The 18,415-nt window shown below is 44.1% G+C and carries 15 protein-coding genes; 7 read left to right on the top strand and 8 right to left on the bottom strand.

Going from position 1 to position 18,415, the window contains the following annotated elements; all coding sequences use genetic code 11:
* Positions 1-93 precede the first annotated feature (93 nt).
* From B2W60_RS11805 to B2W60_RS11775, 7 genes are read left to right on the top strand one after another with little or no spacing between them, the layout of a single operon-like run.
* On the top strand, positions 94-651 hold the full coding sequence (locus tag B2W60_RS11805; RefSeq protein ID WP_292360343.1) for a GspH/FimT family pseudopilin: 558 nt from the start codon (positions 94-96) through the stop codon (positions 649-651).
* The gene (pilV, locus tag B2W60_RS11800) at positions 648-1,106 is read left to right on the top strand and encodes a type IV pilus modification protein PilV (RefSeq protein WP_292360345.1); all 459 of its coding nucleotides are present in this window, start codon (positions 648-650) and stop codon (positions 1,104-1,106) included. Before B2W60_RS11805 ends, pilV begins: the two co-directional genes overlap by 4 nt.
* On the top strand, positions 1,106-2,113 hold the full coding sequence (locus B2W60_RS11795) for a PilW family protein (RefSeq protein ID WP_292360347.1): 1,008 nt from the start codon (positions 1,106-1,108) through the stop codon (positions 2,111-2,113). The genes pilV and B2W60_RS11795 overlap by 1 nt, the downstream gene beginning before the upstream one ends.
* Positions 2,114-2,125: 12 nt before the next feature.
* Positions 2,126-2,674 (top strand): pilus assembly PilX family protein, encoded by a 549-nt coding sequence (locus B2W60_RS11790; RefSeq protein ID WP_292360349.1) that lies wholly within the window; start codon positions 2,126-2,128, stop codon positions 2,672-2,674.
* Positions 2,675-2,676: 2 nt separating this feature from the next.
* Positions 2,677-6,420, top strand: a complete 3,744-nt coding sequence (locus B2W60_RS11785) for a pilus assembly protein (protein WP_292360351.1) — start codon at positions 2,677-2,679, stop codon at positions 6,418-6,420.
* A gap of 14 nt (positions 6,421-6,434) precedes the next feature.
* Positions 6,435-6,728 (top strand): hypothetical protein, encoded by a 294-nt coding sequence (locus B2W60_RS11780; RefSeq protein ID WP_292360353.1) that lies wholly within the window; start codon positions 6,435-6,437, stop codon positions 6,726-6,728.
* 17 nt (positions 6,729-6,745) lie between these two features.
* Positions 6,746-7,135 carry a type IV pilin protein gene (locus B2W60_RS11775; protein ID WP_292360355.1) on the top strand — a complete coding sequence of 130 codons (390 nt, stop codon included), beginning with the start codon at positions 6,746-6,748 and terminating at the stop codon, positions 7,133-7,135.
* A gap of 70 nt (positions 7,136-7,205) precedes the next feature.
* On the opposite strand, the gene B2W60_RS11770 is transcribed toward B2W60_RS11775, so the two are convergent.
* The 8 genes from B2W60_RS11770 to B2W60_RS11735 all read right to left on the bottom strand — a co-directional run bounded on the left by B2W60_RS11770 (position 7,206) and on the right by B2W60_RS11735 (position 18,384).
* Complete coding sequence (locus B2W60_RS11770) at positions 7,206-10,835, bottom strand: retention module-containing protein (RefSeq protein WP_292360357.1); 3,630 nt, start codon at positions 10,833-10,835, stop codon at positions 7,206-7,208.
* Between the two features lie 197 nt (positions 10,836-11,032).
* Positions 11,033-11,488 (bottom strand): hypothetical protein, encoded by a 456-nt coding sequence (locus tag B2W60_RS11765; RefSeq protein WP_292360358.1) that lies wholly within the window; start codon positions 11,486-11,488, stop codon positions 11,033-11,035.
* Positions 11,449-12,063, bottom strand: a complete 615-nt coding sequence (slmA, locus tag B2W60_RS11760; protein ID WP_292360360.1) for a nucleoid occlusion factor SlmA — start codon at positions 12,061-12,063, stop codon at positions 11,449-11,451. Before slmA ends, B2W60_RS11765 begins: the two co-directional genes overlap by 40 nt.
* Positions 12,060-12,965, bottom strand: a complete 906-nt coding sequence (gene argB, locus B2W60_RS11755; RefSeq protein WP_292360362.1) for an acetylglutamate kinase — start codon at positions 12,963-12,965, stop codon at positions 12,060-12,062. Before argB ends, slmA begins: the two co-directional genes overlap by 4 nt.
* Positions 12,966-13,075: 110 nt before the next feature.
* A complete protein-coding gene (locus B2W60_RS11750; RefSeq protein WP_292360364.1) occupies positions 13,076-15,376 on the bottom strand; it encodes a phosphomannomutase/phosphoglucomutase in 2,301 nt (766 codons plus the stop codon).
* 20 nt (positions 15,377-15,396) lie between these two features.
* Positions 15,397-15,852, bottom strand: coding sequence for a dUTP diphosphatase (gene dut, locus B2W60_RS11745; RefSeq protein ID WP_292360367.1), 456 nt, complete (start codon positions 15,850-15,852; stop codon positions 15,397-15,399).
* A complete protein-coding gene (gene coaBC, locus B2W60_RS11740; protein ID WP_292360368.1) occupies positions 15,833-17,053 on the bottom strand; it encodes a bifunctional phosphopantothenoylcysteine decarboxylase/phosphopantothenate--cysteine ligase CoaBC in 1,221 nt (406 codons plus the stop codon). Before coaBC ends, dut begins: the two co-directional genes overlap by 20 nt.
* Complete coding sequence (locus B2W60_RS11735) at positions 17,050-18,384, bottom strand: YhjD/YihY/BrkB family envelope integrity protein (protein WP_292360369.1); 1,335 nt, start codon at positions 18,382-18,384, stop codon at positions 17,050-17,052. Before B2W60_RS11735 ends, coaBC begins: the two co-directional genes overlap by 4 nt.
* Between the last annotated feature and the right edge of the window lie 31 nt (positions 18,385-18,415).

Below are 18,415 nucleotides of genomic sequence, written 5' to 3'. Positions count from 1 at the left end.
ATTTAAAAAATAGATAGTGATGAACCAGCATAAGTGCTTGACCCACAATGCTTTTAGCGTTAAAACCGAATACCTACAAGGAGCGTCACCAAAGTGAAAAAGTTTGCGGCAAATAATGGTTTCACACTGATTGAATTAATGATCACACTGGTCGTGGTCATCATCTTGGTAGCAATTGCCGCCCCGAGTTTTACCTCCATGATTCGTGAAAACCGTGCCGCTACTCAGGCAAATAATCTCCTGTCTTCCCTACAAGTCGCTCGTTCTGAAGCCATTAATCGTGGTGTTCGGGTCAGTATGCGTCGTCTAAGTAACACAAATAGCGTTTGGGAGGATGGATGGCGTATTTTTACCGACTGGAATGGAGATCTACAAATTCCTAATGCAAACTTGAACATAAAGGATTGTAGTGTCGATGGTCAGGATTGCTTGTTAATGGAGCAACAAGCGTTAGGGAACAATATCACTATCAGGACAGGTGGAGCTTTTCTAGTCGGATTAACTTTTTTGCCGTCTGGAGAAATCATTTCTGCAGGGGGTGGGCTTGGAATAGGTACATTCAGTTTGTGTATTCCTGGAGCAGTTCAAAGGAACATCACTATCAGTCCGGGCGGCAGGGCTAGAATTGCTCAGGGGGGAGTATGTCCATGAAACAACAACGTGGTTTCACATTACTCGAAGTAATGATTGCCGTATTTGTTCTTGCTGTTGGATTACTTGGTATGGCCCATTTACAAATTACTTCTTTAAAACACAATCAAACTGCCGAGTTTCGTACACAGGCCGCGCTTTTGGCTGCAGATATGCTGGATATGATGCGCGCCAACCGTGATGCGGCCCAAAATGGAAACTATGCAATAGATATTGATGCTGAGCCACCCAGCAGTACCAGTGACATGGCGGATGCGGATATTGTGGAGTGGCGAAATAAACTTTCTCAATATTTACCCAATGGGACGGGACAAATAGCTTGTGGGGCATTTAATCCCAATAGCGAGTTTATTTGTGACATTACCATAGGTTGGACGGAAACTCAGATTGACACTGATTCGAGTTGTGAGTTAGGCAATAACACTTCTTGCTTTACGCTTAGTGGAGCTATTTGATGAGTCATCTAAAAAAACAACAAGGCTTATCATTAGTAGAATTGATGGTCGCTATTGTCCTAGGGTTGATTCTCGTTGCAGGTGTTATCGAATTATTTGTCAATAACCGGCAGGTTTATCGTGTTCAGGATGCTCAATCCCGACTGCAGGAAAATGGCCGCTACGCTATGAAAGTTCTTACGCAGTCTATAGAACGTGCAGGCTATCTTGGCTGTGCAACACGTTCCGCTCTCAATATTAATAATATGCTGAATACCCCTAATACTTATTTATGGGATATCACTACCCCCATTGAAGGGCAAGAAGCAACTGGAGCAAATTCATGGACTCCACCGCGTGATGCCAGTACCAATAGTTCTGTAAGTGGCTCAGATATTCTCACCATACGCACTATTGAGCCGCCTGAATTGCGAGTGGTCTCACATCCTACAACCGGCACACCGGGCAGTGCTGCCATCACAGTTAGCAACAATAATGGACTGGAAGCTGGAGATATCGTATTAGCTCATGACTGTGTTGCTGGGTCAATTTTTCAAATTACTTCTGATCCCACTGCCGGCACTATAGAGCATGCTACAGGGGCTGGTACGCCTGGAAATGCAACCGAAACATTAGGTTATAACTTTGGTTCAGGTTGGGTTAACAAAATTTCCACCAACAGCTTTTTTATCTCGAACAATCCTGACAATGTGCCCTCTCTCTATCGCAAAACTGGGAACGACAATGCTGTTGAATTAATTGAAGGCATTGATTCAATGCAAGTTCGTTATGGTGTAGATACTTCTGGTAATGGCTCTGCTGACGCATATCAAACAGCAAATCAAGTTGGCAACTGGAACAACGTTGTCAGTGTTCGTATCAGTTTAGTGATGGTCAGCGTGGAAAATAATCTTACGGTGGATGGCGCCCAATCTTATAACCTGGAAGGGGCTACCGTTACACCTGCTGATCGACGCCTAAGACGCGTATTTACCCGAACAGTCACCTTACGTAATCGTGTTTCATAGCAGGAACAGTAAATGAAAAATCAAACCGGGGCTGCCCTTATTGTAAGTTTAGTCATATTAGTCATCATGACGATGATTGGCCTTGCCGCGATGCGCACCAGTTCGATGGCCGAAAAAATGGCGGCTAATACCATGGACGTTGAAATTGCTTTTCAAGCAACAGAAATAGCATTACGTGGCGCAGAGGCATGGATTTCAGGTTTAACTGTTGAACCTGATCCAAACAACACCGGCTCCGGCAATATCTGGGTAGCTGACGTAATGGATCCTGATGATGGTAATGCTGAAAGCTGGTGGCATGAACGTGATGCAGCCTGGTGGGCAGCTAATGCAATTCCCTTTCCCACTGCGATTACATTTGAAACAAATTCCGGTACATCAACCATTACCACACCAAGATATATTATCGAATATCAACAATTTGTCACTGACGATCTGGTTGTCGGCACAGGGGGCGGGCCATCAACTGGCCGGGTATATTATCGAATAACCGCACGCGGTACTGGTGGTAGCAATCAATCCCGTGTATTGCTGCAAAGCACTATGGCTAAGAGGTTTTAATCATGAACAAGTCCCCTCATCAGTTATTACACTTCTTTTTTGTATTGCTGCTGGTACCAGTTATCTCAATCGCTGCCCCATTAAACTTAAGTAATGCACCTTTATATCTAGGTGGAAATGCCGATCCCAATATCATGTTCATATTGGATGACTCAGGCTCCATGCAATGGGAAGTGTTACCCGACGAAGAAATTTCACAAAGCATTTATCATATGTTTCCAACCAATCAATCAATGTATGGAAGTAGCTGGTACGATGTTTGGAGTAATAGTACTTATACCTCCAATCAAGGAGGGTTTGAAGATGATAATATCCACAACTATCGCAGACGTTCCAGCCATAACAATAAAAACTACTATGATCCAACCAGACGATATCGGCCTTGGGTAACTTCTGAAAATGAAACTTGGCCTGATGCCATTACCAGTTGTGCATATCATAATCCTGCTGATACCTCATTAGGTTGCAGAGACCTTACCGTGCAGAATGCCGGTAATGCTAATACAAGTACGGATAGTTACGGTCGCTGGCGTCGTCGTGCTTCCGGTGGTGGCTATAGCTGGTCCACGGGTAACTATGTTGATGCACAAACAGGTGAAGCAGGATTTTGGCCTGCCACCTATTTTGTCTGGTCACCGGGAAATGTAGGTTGTAATAACAATGCAGATACTCGAGCTTGTTATACCAAAGTTGAAATCCGAACAGGAAACACATACCAAGGCAGTGATGCACGAAGTGATTGTGCCAGTAAACCAAGCTGCACTTATTTGGAAGAAATACAAAACTTTGCAAATTGGTATACCTATCATCGCTCCAGAGTGCTAACTTCCCGAGCAGGTATAGGCCGCGCTTTCGCTCAACAGGCTGAAAATATGAGGGTTGGGTTTGGAGCAATAAATAAAGGCGCTTCTGACATTGATGGGCTTAATACTAGTGCAATTATTTCCGGTGTTCGCCGCTTTACCAGTTCAGATCGAGACAACTTTTTCCAAAATTTATATGAACACCCCATGCCTGCATCCAATACCCCTTTGAGGTGGGCGCTAGATCGAGCGGGAAGATACTACTCATATGATGACAATAGTGGACCATGGGGACAAACACCCGGCAGTAATAATTCAGCTGAACATTTACAATGCCGAGCGAGCTACACCATTTTAATGACCGATGGTTATTGGAACAGCTCAACAGCGGGAGTTGCAGCGGCTAGAGCCAATAATGATGGAACTGACGGGCCGACAATTACCGGACCTGGAACAACTTCATTTACCTTTGAAGCTGAATCACCTTTTAGTGATGAGCATGATGATACCTTGGCAGATGTTGCCATGTATTATTGGAAAAATGATCTTCGAACCGATTTAGGTAACAAAGTACCAACTTCTTCTATCAATCCAGCATTTTGGCAACATATGGTCACGTTTGGAGTTGGATTGGGAGTATCAGGATCAATCGATCCAGATACTGCTTTTGCGGCCATTGATAATGACACTATTATTAACTGGCCTGACCCTACTTCTAGTAATGCAGCGAAACTTGATGATGTGCTACATGCGGGAGTTAACAGTCGTGGTGGCTTTTTTAGTGCCAGTGACCCTGATAGTTTCGCCGAACAATTGAGCGGTGTATTGAGTAACATCGTTGACAGGACATCTTCAGCTTCTTCTGTCGCTTTAAACTCCGGTTCAATATCCAGTGATAGCAGAGTGTATCAGGCACGTTTTAATAGTGAAGGTTGGACAGGTCAGTTATTAGCTTTACCGATTACAGGAGAAGGGACTTTAGGTTCGCCAATTTGGGATGCGAGAGATCTGATCCCTGCTGCAAATGACAGGATAATCATTACCTTTGATGGTTCCGATGGTAAGCCTTTCATTTTTGACAATCTTAATGATGAACAGAAAAGTTTGCTTAATAATGATGAGGATCTTCTTAAATATCTGAGAGGAGATCAAACACAAGAAATAAGTAATGAAGGAACTCTGAGAAATCGTAATAGTATATTAGGGGACATCATTAATTCGGCTCCAGCTTTTGTTGGTGCGCCAATACAACGCTACCCAGACAACTGGGGTGAACCTAACGAAGATGATCTCAAACTTGAAAATTCAGCACCCTATTCAACCTTTAAAACAGGCATCAAAAATCGCCAGGCTATCATCTATGTAGGAGCTAATGACGGTATGTTGCATGCATTTGATGCAGTTACCGGTGCGGAGGTATTTGCCTATGTACCTCAAAGTATTTACGACAAGTTAGCAAGCTTAACTGATCCGAATTACACGCATAAATACTTTGTCGATGGCAGCCCCACAATAGTCGATGCATTTATCAATAATCAATGGCGAACAGTTTTAGTTTCTGGTTTAGGTGGCGGTGGCCAGGGTGTATTTGCTTTGGATGTAACAAATCCTGGTGATTTTTCAAATGAAGCTACCGCTGCCAATCGAGTTTTATGGGAATTTACCGATGAGTATGTGAATGGTTCTAAAAATGGAAAAGATTTAGGCTTTACTTATGGGCAACCTAGTATTGTCAGACTTCAAACCGGTGATTGGGCGGCAGTATTTAGTGGTGGTTATAACAATACCGTTGATAACAATGGGGATGGTAATGACAGTACTGACAGTTCTTCTGGCAATGCAGTCTTGTTTATTGTTCGTCTTGCAGACGGAGAAATAATTGAAGTCCTTGATACAGGTGTTGGATCAGAAGATACTCCAAATGGCCTGGCATCTCCTGCGGCAGTGGATGTTGATGGGGATTTTATTGTCGACTATATCTATGCTGGTGACTTGCTGGGTAATATGTGGAAATTTGATTTAACTTCTAGTAAATCGGAAGAATGGGGAGTTGCCTATGAAACGGGTGGGAATCCACAACCGCTATTTAGAGCCTGTTTTGACAACAACTGTATTCCAGAAAATATCCAACCAATAACCACTCGACCACAAGTTGTTAGACATCCGACCTCAAATGGTTTCCTTATTTTATTTGGTACGGGTAAATATCTTGAGGTAGATGACAATAATATTGATAATCAGACTACACAAACATTCTATGCCATTTGGGATAAGCGTGAGGAAGATTTAACAGCATTTGACCGCTTAGATTTAGTACAACAAGAAATAATCAATCAAGGAACCGTGACCTGTACTGATGAGGATGGCTGTATTTTGACTCCAGATCTTACCGGTGGAACAACCCGGATTACTTCAGACACCCCGATTACATCAACTGACTGGGCAACTAAGCTTGGCTGGTACATTGATCTGATTGGTCCAAGTACCGCAAATAACTTTGGTGAGCGTCAAGTCAGTAACTCAATTATCCGTAACGGCAAGGTTATCTTTACCACCCTGTTACCATCTGATGATCCTTGTGATTTTGGTGGCTCTGGCTGGTTGATGGAGTTAGATTTAGCTTCTGGCGCGAGACTACAATATTCTCCCTTTGATACGAATGATGATGGTAATTTTGATAGGGCTGACTATATTTGTATCGCGAATTGCGACCTGGATGCGGATGGCAACCCTGATCCAGACAGAGTCGACGTACCTGCCAGCGGTAAAAAATCTGAGGTAGGTATTATTCCTACGCCAAGCATAGCTTCTGAAGCGGGAGGACAAAAAGAGTACAAATATACCAGTGGCTCTTCAGGTCAAATTGAAGTAACCGTTGAAAATCCTGGTCCAGGTTTCGAAGGCAGACAATCATGGCGTCAACTTGATTTTCAATTCAGGTAGGAGCAGCAAGCCAAATGAAGTTACTATTTAGTACATTCGTTTTATTAATGAGTGCTGTTGTATATGCAATGGCCCCTTTTCAACAAACAGGTTCAGTAACAGACCATTTCAATGACTCATCTACTATAGAGATAAACGGGCAGACTTTTTTAGTGAATAATGAGACCACGATTCATCATTATGAAAATGGTATTTTAACTGAAAAAGTTATTCCAGAAGGTACATCTATCGGATATGAGATCAATACAGATGCGGATGGTATTTTAAAAACAATATCGACTATATGGCTTATCAGAAATGATGAGTAAATCATTTAGGAATACCAATGAAAAATAAGTTTGTCGGTGGATTTACCCTGGTTGAATTAATGATTACTGTTGCAATCATTGCTATCATCGCTGCAATTGCTTATCCATCCTATCAGGAGCAAGTTAGAGAAACTCGAAGATCGAATGCTCAAGCTGATTTACTAGAGCTATCCAGTTATATGGAACGGTTGTACACACAAAACTTTTCATATGCTGCCGCAGCTCTACCGTTTGATGAGTCTCCCAAACAAGGTAATCCCAAATTCTATGACCTTGATCTGCAAAATGTAGGTGCAAATGCATACACATTAAGAGCCATCCCAAAAGGTGGTCAGGCAGGTGACCGTTGTGGCACCATGACACTCAATGAAGTTGGTCAAAGAACCCCTGCAAATGATTGTTGGTAAAAACCTTAAACCCATAAAAAACCCGCTTAACGCGGGTTTTTTTATTGTTTAAAACCGCTGCTGGTTAAGGTTAGCTATCTACATTCACATGGCCATCCTGCACCAGTTTATTGATAATTTCAGCCTGTTGCGTTGAGGCATCAAAGCCACCGACGCCTAAATCAGCGAGTGATTTACCCTCAAGCGTGATCGTCTGTGTTACATCACTCGCGTCAGGTTTGAGTTCAATCACAATATCCGAACCATCTTCAGTAATCGAAATATAATCCGTTAGATTACCCGACTCTTCGCCAACAAGGATGTCTGAAAAATCCAGAACATCACCTTCTGCAATATTAAAATCCGTAACCGTATCATTCGCAGGGGCTCCAGCGACACCGTCGTCCCCGGCATTCCAGACAAAAATATCTTTACCCTCACCACCGGTTAAAATATCATCACCTGCTCCCCCGATAATTAATTCATCTGCATCCGTTCCGAGTAATTCATCATTGGCATCGCTTCCTGCCAACTCAGCGTAGGCAGTAGATGAAATATCCACAACTGTACCGTCATCCGACACAAAGGTTAAAGAACCCTCAATAGAATTGATTATCTCAGGGGTTAAAGGGTTATCAGAAACCAACGTTAATGTCAGTGGTTGATCATTTTCAACTTCGATTTCAAATGTTCTGTTTGGAAAACTGATCACCGGATCGTAACCCAGAATGTCGACACCCAGAGCAAACAATTTAGTTGCATCAATTTTGACAACACCAGCATTACCATCCGTATCAAAAGCAGCTGATGCCAAAATACTTAAATCATACTGATAGTAAGCATTTTCGATATTTGGTGTTAACGCGACATTATCAATGGCTATACCATGGTTATCAATTGAACCAATCTCATTGAAAACTAAAGTGTTACTGCCATCAAAGCTTCCGCCAATAACGGTAAAGTTAACCGATTGCCATGTAAGATTATCGCCATCAATCGTTGCAATCACTTCGCCATTCCAAATGACTTGCATAGCGCCCGAGTCGGCGTTATTGGCCATTTTTAATGCTTTATCAAGATAATCGAAGCTTAACGTATACTCCAAACCGTCCACTAAACCGGATATTTGTTGATATATTGCACTGTTGCCGGGTGTGGCCCCCAAGTCCATATAGTGGCTGCCATCGGTTGTACCTAACTTACCATGTCCACCGGAATGCGGCTCCATCGGAGGCATTGAATCATCGACGAGTTGCCAGCCGGTAATCGATTGCATTGACACCAGTTGACCACTGCCCGCCAGGCTTCCTTCAGCGACGCCTGAAACGATATTTCCATTGGCATCAATGCCATTTATATCCTCAAAGCTGCCATTGACAATAAAGTTAGTTGAGCTTTCAATTAATGTTTCACTACCAATGCTCATTTGTAATGAGATTGGTGTTTCAGCAATTGCCGGCAGAATCGAATATTCAGCTGCAAAAGTTGTTGTGTCACCATCCCCATCTGTCACGGTTAGTTGAATGGTTTCAATGGCAGGTTGCTCGGCGCCTGACGTCGATTGATATTGGTAGTCGCCTTGTTCGGTTACGCGAATAAAGCCAAATTCTGTGTCGACTGATTGAGACCAGCCATCATTACCAAAGATAAGAACCGTGCCATTGATAGCACTTAATCCACCGCCATCAGCCCCAACATTAAAGCTGAATTGTCCTGAAGTTGATTCTCCAGAGGCAGTCTCCTGTCCAACATAATCTGTAGCAGAAGGGCCATCGTCATTAAAGGCAATGATAACGCCAAGATCAATACTGGCATCTGCCGTATCACCATCGCTATCAGTGACGGTCAGTACCGCATCAATGGCTCCCGGATTAATGGTTGCCGGTGTGAGTAACTGCAATGAGTCGGTAGGATCGTCATGAAACACGGCCCTTAACTGCTCAAGCGTTACCAGGCCAGTCTGATCAATGGATAATGTAAAGACGACCAACGTATCAGAGCCATCGTTAATAAATCCTTCAACCACACCGGATTGGGGATCATCATTTTGATAGCGTAAAGACACCATTTCTCCGGTTTCGGTATCATTTAAACCGGTGGCTACACTGGTATCGATATTTAAAGAATATTCAGAACTCCCTGCCCCATCGGCCCCATACTGTGTCGAAAAGTAATTACTTATATCAAGGGTGGCAATGGCTGCAGTTGCATCATCACCATCAGCCAGTAAATTTTCGTTTACTGTTAAGCCTTTGGATTTTATAAACTCTACGTTAATGTTGACGTCATTATTATCTTGATCACCACCACCAATAACATCCTCCCAGTTCTGATTTCCAGGATTTTCATTACTGTTTAAGTATTGATAGTTATTCAGGTTTAATTCCGAGTTATCAAATAATGCAGGTGCTTTGTCGAAATTACTTATTAATGCGACACCATCACTTGTCACTGCTTGCCAGCTCCCATTCGGTAGCTGTTCAAAGGTGACTTCTGCTCCATTTTCCAACTCTGAGTTCAACCGGCCACCGTTGGAAATAATAAAAAATCCAATATCTTCCGGGTTAACACCCTCAACCTGAACAGTGGAGGAAATATTCTGTTTCACATTAGCAAACAGCACGACACCGGTGGTAGGCTGACCGTTTTCCCCTTTAACATAATAACCATAGCTGTTGTCGTAACCAGCAGATATGGAACCCAAATTAGTGATCTGCATCTCAAAGCCCATTTCAGGCTGTGTAGCAGAAACTAATGGGGCGTCATCCGTAATGGATACGTCGACATTAGCAGAGTCACTTAAACCATTAGCATCGGTTACAACAATTTCAAAACTGTTGCTTAATTCATTGTCATTGTCTGGTTGAGCATGACCGACTGCGTTATTCAGTGTATAACTATAATTAACTGTATAAGTGCCATTCGGATTAAGCGTAATATCCGTGATACTCAGTGTATTACCAGCTCCGCTTGTGAGCGTTGGAAGGTTGTTTACGATATTGCCATCCTGAATAATGGGTTCTCCCCCAATGCTCAGGGACTCCACACCTGAAGATGCGCTCACCGTAAACATTCCTGTTTTTGTCAATAAACTGCCATCAGGATCGGTACCGGAACTTAAGTTTTTCTCAGCAAAATTGAGTTGATCCGGAGAAAGGATTGAGATTGAGGATTCAGGTGGTGGCGGCGGATTTGGTGAGTCCGTACCATCACCAGAGTCCGTTCCAACCAGATTAAGTAGCTGCTCTTCTTCCGGGGTTGTAAAAATAATGCTGGGGCCAATCGTTTCAAATCCCGCTTGCGGGGTAACTCGTGGAGCAAGATAGTCCACTTGAACCGCATCGCTTCCACCTTCACTAGCAGGTTGTGCACCAGGACCAGCAGCCGTCGGGTCAGCAATCTGTGTTGGATCCTCGCCAGCTAATAACGCTTGTTGAATAGCTTCGATATCATCCAGGTCATCTGCTAAAGGTGCTGGGCTCTCTGATTCTGCAATATCAAGTTCAAATGTTTCGGTGTCAAGAACAGCTTGAGAGTTACGCCCCAAGTCCATCACGCTACCATCAGGAAATTCTATTTCAATAGCGCCAGCCAGACCGGTTGTAATAATCTCGTTGGGGTAAACCTTGTCACCAACCTGTAAATTTCTAACTGTCCCATCGACTGCTGTAGCAGTTGCAGTACCAATTAAGGCTGAAATAATACCGGCTTCTGTAGCCATAATGCTTCTCCGATGAAATGCTGCTTCCTAGGCCACCAAGAAATACGCTGACCAACTTTGCAGATAGTCTCCCACGACAATGACCAGCGATCTACTGTACGTTGGTACTAAATATTGAATAATTTTGAAAAAAATTTTTCATTTATTTATGCAAAATTTCAGCCAGATAAGATTTTTTAATTGATTAGTGGTTATTATTATCCTAAATCCCCAGCAGCAAAATGGTTAAGCATATCGGCAACTAAACGTCTTGGTAGCCAAGCCTCGCCATCATGTACAGCACGAATGGCTTTAACTAACTTGTCATGTTGTGAAGGTGTTATGTAGCCCCTCGCTCTGAACCCTGTTGCTTTGAGCTGTTCAAAATCCGGCGTTTGATCTGAAAGAATAATGGTCTGATTTTGCGGAAGATTCGTTGCCAGAATCAGACATAAAATATCTGTATTTATTCGATCATGGTGTTGTTCCAACACGGTAATGTCAGTGTTAGCCGCTTTTATTTCCAAAACAGCTGAATCAATTGTGTCGGGATCAATCACAGTAATATTCAGATCTTCATTGCCAGCCACATTAATCAGACTGGGTATTGAAAGACCTAACACCACCACATTGATCATGCGTATGTCCTGAGTATCGGGTTGATGAGTTGCCATTGTTGCTCCCACCCCTGAAGTGGTGACTGACGGAATCCACTACGAACAAACTGCTGAAGACGCCCCTCAACAATACTGAGTAATAGATTAGCCGTCTCATTAACGGGTCGTCCGCCAGCCTGAGTCAACGTTAGTTCCCTTTCACGCAGAATTTGCCGGAACTGTGTTTCCAGCCGGTCAAAAAATTGACTGACTCGTTGGCGGAGCCGCTCCGTTTCGCCGGTTAATGCAGTTCCAACGAGTACACTACTGATACCCGGGTTTTTTGCGCTGAACCCCAGTATCAGCGCCATAATTTTTTCACATCGGGAAACTGCATTATCATCTTCATCAAGGATTCTGCGGATAAGGCCAAAGACCGTATCTTCTGAAAACTCGATAAGCCCTTCAAACATTCTTGCTTTACTGGGGAAATGGCGGTAGAGCGCCGCTTCAGAAACCTCTAAACTTTCAGCTAGCTGTGCTGTGGTAATGCGTTGACCGGGATGGAGTTCCAGTTGCGTTGCCAATGCTTCCAGTATGGCTTGATGACGCGACTGTTTATTCAGGGCGCGTGTAGATTTTTTTTCTGTCATCGACCGCCTCCACGAATCAGCGTACCAACACCCTCATCCGTAAACATTTCCAACAAGACAGCATGCTGTACACGACCATCGATGATGTGTGAACTGGTCACCCCTGCTTGAACTGCATCTAATGCACAACCGATTTTAGGCAACATTCCACCGTAAATGACACCTTCCGCAATTAAATCATTGACTTGTTTTGCATTCAAGCCCGTGAGCAAATTTCCGTCAGCATCCAGTAGCCCGGGCGTGTTTGTCAATAGGATCAACTTTTCAGCCTGCAAAACCTCAGCAATCTTGCCGGCAACCAGATCGGCATTGATATTATAGGATTGTCCATCCTTGCCCACACCAATTGGGGCAATGACCGGAATGAAATCACTATGAATCAACATATCAATGACACTGGTATCAATACTGGTCACACGTCCGACAAAGCCCAGATCAATAATTTCTGGCGCATCAATGGTGATGTCCTCTGGTGAAGCAAATTTCATTTTTTCGGCAAATATCAAACTGCCGTCTTTGCCTGTGAGGCCAACAGCGCGTCCACCATGATTATTGATCAGGTTAACAATGCTTTTGTTCACCTGACCGCCAAGCACCATTTCCACAATATCCATGGTCTCGGTATCAGTCACCCGCATGCCGTTGATAAATTCAGATTCTTTGCCGATTTTTGCCAATAGTTGGCCGATTTGTGGGCCACCGCCATGCACAATGACCGGATTAATACCAACGGCTTTCAGTAACACCACATCGCGTGCAAAACTATTTTTCAATGTTTCATCAATCATGGCATTACCACCATATTTGATGACCAGTGTTTTACCGGAAAAACGTTGGATATAGGGCAACGCCTCAGTGAGAACCTGAGCAATATGTGACGCTTTTTGTGTATTCAAACTCATTAAAAATTTCTTCCTTGTCCCGCGCGTTATAACCCGGGAATTTTTTATTATTGTTACTTATGCAAAATAACGACCAACTTGAATTAATTTATGCCGTAAATACCATAAGTTTAAAAATTCAGACTTAGATTAGGTTTCACCTGCAACATCTGCTGAATGAATTGCTGCTTTATCTGTTCCAAATCTTCTTCTGTTTCTGCCTCAAATCGCAATGTTAAACCCGGCACCGTATTCGAGGCTCTCACAAGGCCCCAGCCTTTGCCAAAATTAACGCGTACACCATCAATTGTAATAACGTCAGCATCATCAAACTGCGCATTCTTGATAAATTGTGTCATAAACCGACGGCATTCTGCCGTATCTAAATCAATTAAAATTTCTGGAGTGTTGAAACTCTGCGGTTGCGCAGCAAAAATTTCGGTTGCTCCACGACGTTGAGGGTCATCGGCAATCAGTGCCAGTAAACGGCCAGCGGCAAATAAGGCATCATCAAAACCATACCAGTTATCGGCAAAAAAGATATGCCCGCTCAACTCTCCAGCCAATTTGGCTTCATGCTTTAACATTTCGGCACGAATTAACGAGTGCCCGGATGGGCACATCATGGCTTTACCACCCGCTTTAGTAATAACCTGCTCCAATAATCCGCTGCTTTTAACGTCGTAAATAATAGTTGAACCTTTATGACGTTTAAGGATATCGCTGGCAAATAACATCAAAAGCCGATCCGGCCAGATAATTTCACCTTCGCCGTTGACCACACCCAGCCGATCACCATCCCCATCAAATGCCAGACCAATGTCAAGATGTTTATCACGGACCAGTTTGGAAATATCCTGCATATTCTGCGGGTTAGCCGGATTAGGATGGTGATTAGGGAAATGGCCGTCAACATTGCAATACAGTTCATGAACATCGCAGCCTAGCGCTGTTAACAATTTCGGAACAACACGTCCGGCAATACCGTTACCACAATCCACCCCCACCTTCAGTGGACGGGATAAAGTGATCACCTGTTTCACTTTTTCAATATAACTGTCAATGATATCGGCCTGACGCAGCTGTCCTTCTCCATCATACAAACGAGAGTTCTGTATTCGGTGATAAATCCCTTGAATCGCATCGCCTGACAGGGTCTTATCATTTATGACAATTTTCAGACCGTTGTAGCCTTGTGGATTATGGCTGCCGGTAACGACTACGCCGCAATGTGTTTGCATATGCTGAGAAGCAAAGTAAACCAATGGCGTTGGTACAGCACCTATATCAGTAACATCACAGCCACTGGCCAGAATGCCTTCAATTAATGCATCGCTAAAACTTTCACTGGAAAGCCGTCCGTCACGCCCTACGATAATTCTTGTCTGCTCCTGGTGTTGCGCCTCGGTGCCTATCGCCAGTCCCAATACCCGCATGATAGGTTCACTGAGCTGGGTACCCACAATACCGCGAATATCATAGGCTTTAAAAATAACGGGTTTGATGTCAACGGGTCTGACTCTGTCAACGGCTTCTGTTTTACTGATTTTAGGTGCCGCGACCCGGATCACTGCAGGTGTTGGTGTGTTATCAATATTGACCTCATTTTCCACATATTCAACAGGCCTGGGCCGAGCTCCGATCTGTGCGTGTTTTTTAGGTCTTAACGTACTGAATCTGTTTATAACCAGCCAGCTTAAGACAAAGATAATAATGCTTAACATGGCTAATGCAGGCCAGGCAGCTGATTTAGGCACTCGATCAGCCGGCCAGAAAGCTAATCGCCAATAGGCACCCGGCAGAGCCTGTGTATAAATACGACTGGATTGCTGAAATTTACTTTCGCCCTGCTCCAGCAGTGTTAACCAGTTTTGAGCGCCCTGCTGTAAAGCCAGATTTCCTGAACCAATTGTTAAATAGCGTTCTCTGAGTTTATTCTCCAGTTCTGTTGTCTGCAGTGTTACCACCAGATATCCAGCATTATCATCCAGCTTTTTAGCCAGCAAAATATGCGCCTGGGGTGTGTTTGGCTGCATAACCGCTATATCAGCTATACCCTGTTTTTCTGCCTGACGAAGACTGTTAATCGTACCAAAACTGACGGGAATACAGGCTTCGGATGTCGGAGCAGAAGGTATGGTGGAAAATACACACGCGTTCGATGCATCAGTCCAACCATAGGCAACCGGATCTTCTGCATCTGCTGCGGACATCCCAACAAAACGCTGCTGCCAGACTTGCAACAGATCGGTAAGCCCGGATGCAGCCAGCGCCAATTTTTCAGTTTGTTTTTGATTAAATGCTGTTAAAGCAGTTTGTTTTTGATAATCATTGATCCAGATTGCTACCGCCAATCCTGAAACCAAAATCAAAATTATCAGCAAAATGGCCAGAGAGCTTAGCCTTCTGCGAAAGATTTTCAGATTTTGCAAGGTTAACAGCACCGTTGTGCTCAGTTTCTGCCAGTATGACCAAAACCACCACTGCCGCGCTCGCTGGCAGTGAATTCGGTAACCTGTTCAAAACCAACCTGAATGATTGGAACAAACAGCATCTGTGCGATACGTTCACCCACAACTATTTCAAATGGGGTATCACCGCGATTCCAACAGGAAACAAAAATCTGCCCCTGATAATCACTATCAATCAGGCCCACCAGATTACCCAGCACGATGCCATGTTTATGACCCAAACCTGAACGCGGTAAAATCATCGCAGCTAAAGCAGGATCATCAATATGAATGGCAATCCCTGTAGGGATCAGGATAGTTTCACCAGGATGTAACGTCAGGTTTTCGTCGAGGCAGGCCCGCAAGTCCATGCCTGCCGATCCCTCTGTCGCATAATCAGGAAGCTCGATCGACTTGCCCAATCTCGGGTCAAGTATTTTAAATTGAATTTTTTGCATGGTAGCGCTCTGTTATTACTTTTATAAGTTCGCGTGCAATTTCAAGTTTCGGAGCTTCGGTCAAAGACTTATGGCCACCCTCCCAGAAAATTTCCAGCGCATTATTCTCCTGACCAAAAGCCAGTCTATCGCCCACTCGATTCGCTGCAATTAAATCCAGACGTTTTTGCTGTAATTTCTGCTGTGCATATTGTTGCAAATCGTCTGTTTCTGCAGCAAAACCGACGACCAGTTCAGGTCGGTTATCACTGTTAGCAACCGTATTAATAATATCGGGATTCAATTGAAGTTGCAGTGTTAAATCATTATTAGTCGATTTTTTTAATTTTGCCTGTGCCTGATGTGCGGGGCGATAATCAGCCACTGCGGCACAACCGATAAAAATTATCGTTTGGGTTAGATACTGCATAACGGCGTCATACATCTGCTGAGCTGTTTCCACATCCACACGATTCACCCCATCCGGCGTCCCCAGAGCCACTGGCCCGGAAATCAGCGTAACATTTGCCCCGGCTTCCACTGCCGCTTGCGCCAATGCATACCCCATTTTTCCTGAACTACGGTTGGCAATGAAGCGCACAGGATCAATAGGTTCATAAGTAGGACCTGCCGTAATTAATAACTGTGTTCCACTGAGCGGGCCAGGTTGAAGTTTTGTCAGCAGCAGAGACACAATTGCATCAACCGCCATCAACCGGCCTTCGCCCTGTTCACCACAGGCCTGATCACCGCTTTCCGGGCCAAAAAACTCAACGCCGCGTTGTTTTAACAGCTGATAATTCTGCTGCGTAGCAGGGTGTGACCACATCTTATTATTCATGGCTGGCGCCAGTATCAGCGGCGCTTCAGAGGCAAGACAGACCGTTGAGATCAAATCATCAGCATGGCCATGCGTCAGTTTTGCCAGACAATCTGCGGTCGCGGGAGCAATCACTATCCAGTCTGCCCAGCGCGCCAGTTTAATATGCCCCATTGCCGCTTCTTCATCAGCATCAAAGAAATTCAACGACACCGGATGACCACTGACAGTCTGCATGGTGAGCGGTGTGATGAATTGCGTCGCCCCATGACTCATCATCACCCTGACCTCAGCCCCGTGTTCTTTTAATCTACGCACCAGATCTGCCGCTTTATAAGCGGCGATACTGCCAGTAATACCCAGCAGAATATGCTTGCCCCGAAAAGCATTGCTCCCAATCATGCTTTATTTTTACCTGTGGCTAAATCACGCAAACTCAAATCATCCAAAACGTTTTCCTGTGCCTCACTTATTTCGGTAAAGAATGCTTCGATACCCGGCTCAGTATGTTGTTGTAATTTTGAAATACCGACTTCTTCAGCACTCCGTAAACTGGCCAATATGTCACTGACACGGATTTTGCTGACATCGCCAGCCAATGTATAGGAAATTTTATCGCCAGCCACTTCCACCAGAAAACCACCTTTCTCTAACATACTGAGTAAATCCATCAGGTTTTCACTGCTTAATGCTGTCAGCTGCTCCAGCTCAGTGACGGTATATGCTGGCTGTTGCTCACAAAACCGACGAGCCATAATTGTCATTAACCACAAACCTTTTTTCTCGCGTAAACGCGGGCTCAAAACCAGTGTTTTTCCACCCATCAAGACAAATTTAGGATGCTGCAGATAAAAGGCGACCTGCGATCCAGTCAGTAGAATATACCAGCCGAGATAAAGCCAGATCATAAAGAAAAACAGAATCGCAAAACTGGAATAAATTGCCGTGTAATTTGATGATGAAGCAACAAAGGTGGCAAACAAGGTTCCCAGACCAATCCATAATGCACCGGCTACCATTGCACCACCAAGTGCAGGCCCAAGTTTCACCTTGGTATTAGGAATAAAAGTGTAGAGAAAGGTAAAGGCAAGCACAATCATGAAATAGGGTAATAACTTGCTCATTATCAGTAACAACGTACCGAATGGTTCTATCGATTGTAATGTCTGAACCACATCATGATTCATTACGGTCGCAGCAAGGCCTAAAGCCGAAAATACCAGCACGGGTCCAATCATGACGACACTTAAATAATCGGTAAAACGCCTTGCCAGGGTCCTCGGCCGTTTCACTCGCCAGACATAATTAAATGCACTTTCAACTTTCTGCACTAATGCAATAATCGTGTAAAACAACATACCCAGACCAATTGATCCGAGTACACCGACTTTGACATTTTCCACGAAACCAATAATGTTGGAGGTCATTTCTGCACCACGTTCACCAAGTGGCGCCATGAAATTCAACAAGACGGGTTCTATCTGATTATGCACTCCAAATGCTTTAAGCACTGAGAAGGCCACAGCAATTAACGGGACCAAAGACAGTAAAGTGGTAAACACCAGACTCATTGCCCGTAAATTTAATTCGCCGGTCGATAATTGCCTGACCATCACGTATGCCACTCGTACAAAGTGGCGAAACACACGTTTCATTTTACTGGCACTTTCGGCAGTTTCCTGCCAGAGCTGAACCTGGAAGAAATGCTTAAGCCTGTCTATATAGTCATTCATATTGGTTACCATCCTGATGGCAGTTCGTTTA

Source organism: Methylophaga sp. UBA2496, assembly GCF_002341635.1.
Classification (GTDB): Bacteria; Pseudomonadota; Gammaproteobacteria; order Nitrosococcales; family Methylophagaceae; genus Methylophaga.
Note: the sequence above shows the minus strand (reverse complement) of the source record. Positions and strands in the feature narration are given on the sequence as shown.

Bases quoted from the DNA above. Each gene is read 5' to 3' on its own strand.
- B2W60_RS11790 (WP_292360349.1), top strand. From the start codon at position 2,126: ATGAAAAATCAAACCGGGGCTGCCCTTATTGTAAGTTTAGTCATATTA.
- B2W60_RS11795 (WP_292360347.1), top strand. From the start codon at position 1,106: ATGAGTCATCTAAAAAAACAACAAGGCTTATCATTAGTAGAATTGATG.
- B2W60_RS11780 (WP_292360353.1), top strand. From the start codon at position 6,435: ATGAAGTTACTATTTAGTACATTCGTTTTATTAATGAGTGCTGTTGTA.
- argB (WP_292360362.1), bottom strand. From the start codon at position 12,965: ATGAGTTTGAATACACAAAAAGCGTCACATATTGCTCAGGTTCTCACT.
- B2W60_RS11735 (WP_292360369.1), bottom strand. From the start codon at position 18,384: ATGAATGACTATATAGACAGGCTTAAGCATTTCTTCCAGGTTCAGCTC.
- B2W60_RS11785 (WP_292360351.1), top strand. From the start codon at position 2,677: ATGAACAAGTCCCCTCATCAGTTATTACACTTCTTTTTTGTATTGCTG.
- slmA (WP_292360360.1), bottom strand. From the start codon at position 12,063: ATGACAGAAAAAAAATCTACACGCGCCCTGAATAAACAGTCGCGTCAT.
- B2W60_RS11770 (WP_292360357.1), bottom strand. From the start codon at position 10,835: ATGGCTACAGAAGCCGGTATTATTTCAGCCTTAATTGGTACTGCAACT.
- B2W60_RS11765 (WP_292360358.1), bottom strand. From the start codon at position 11,488: ATGGCAACTCATCAACCCGATACTCAGGACATACGCATGATCAATGTG.
- pilV (WP_292360345.1), top strand. From the start codon at position 648: ATGAAACAACAACGTGGTTTCACATTACTCGAAGTAATGATTGCCGTA.
- B2W60_RS11775 (WP_292360355.1), top strand. From the start codon at position 6,746: ATGAAAAATAAGTTTGTCGGTGGATTTACCCTGGTTGAATTAATGATT.
- coaBC (WP_292360368.1), bottom strand. From the start codon at position 17,053: ATGATTGGGAGCAATGCTTTTCGGGGCAAGCATATTCTGCTGGGTATT.
- dut (WP_292360367.1), bottom strand. From the start codon at position 15,852: ATGCAAAAAATTCAATTTAAAATACTTGACCCGAGATTGGGCAAGTCG.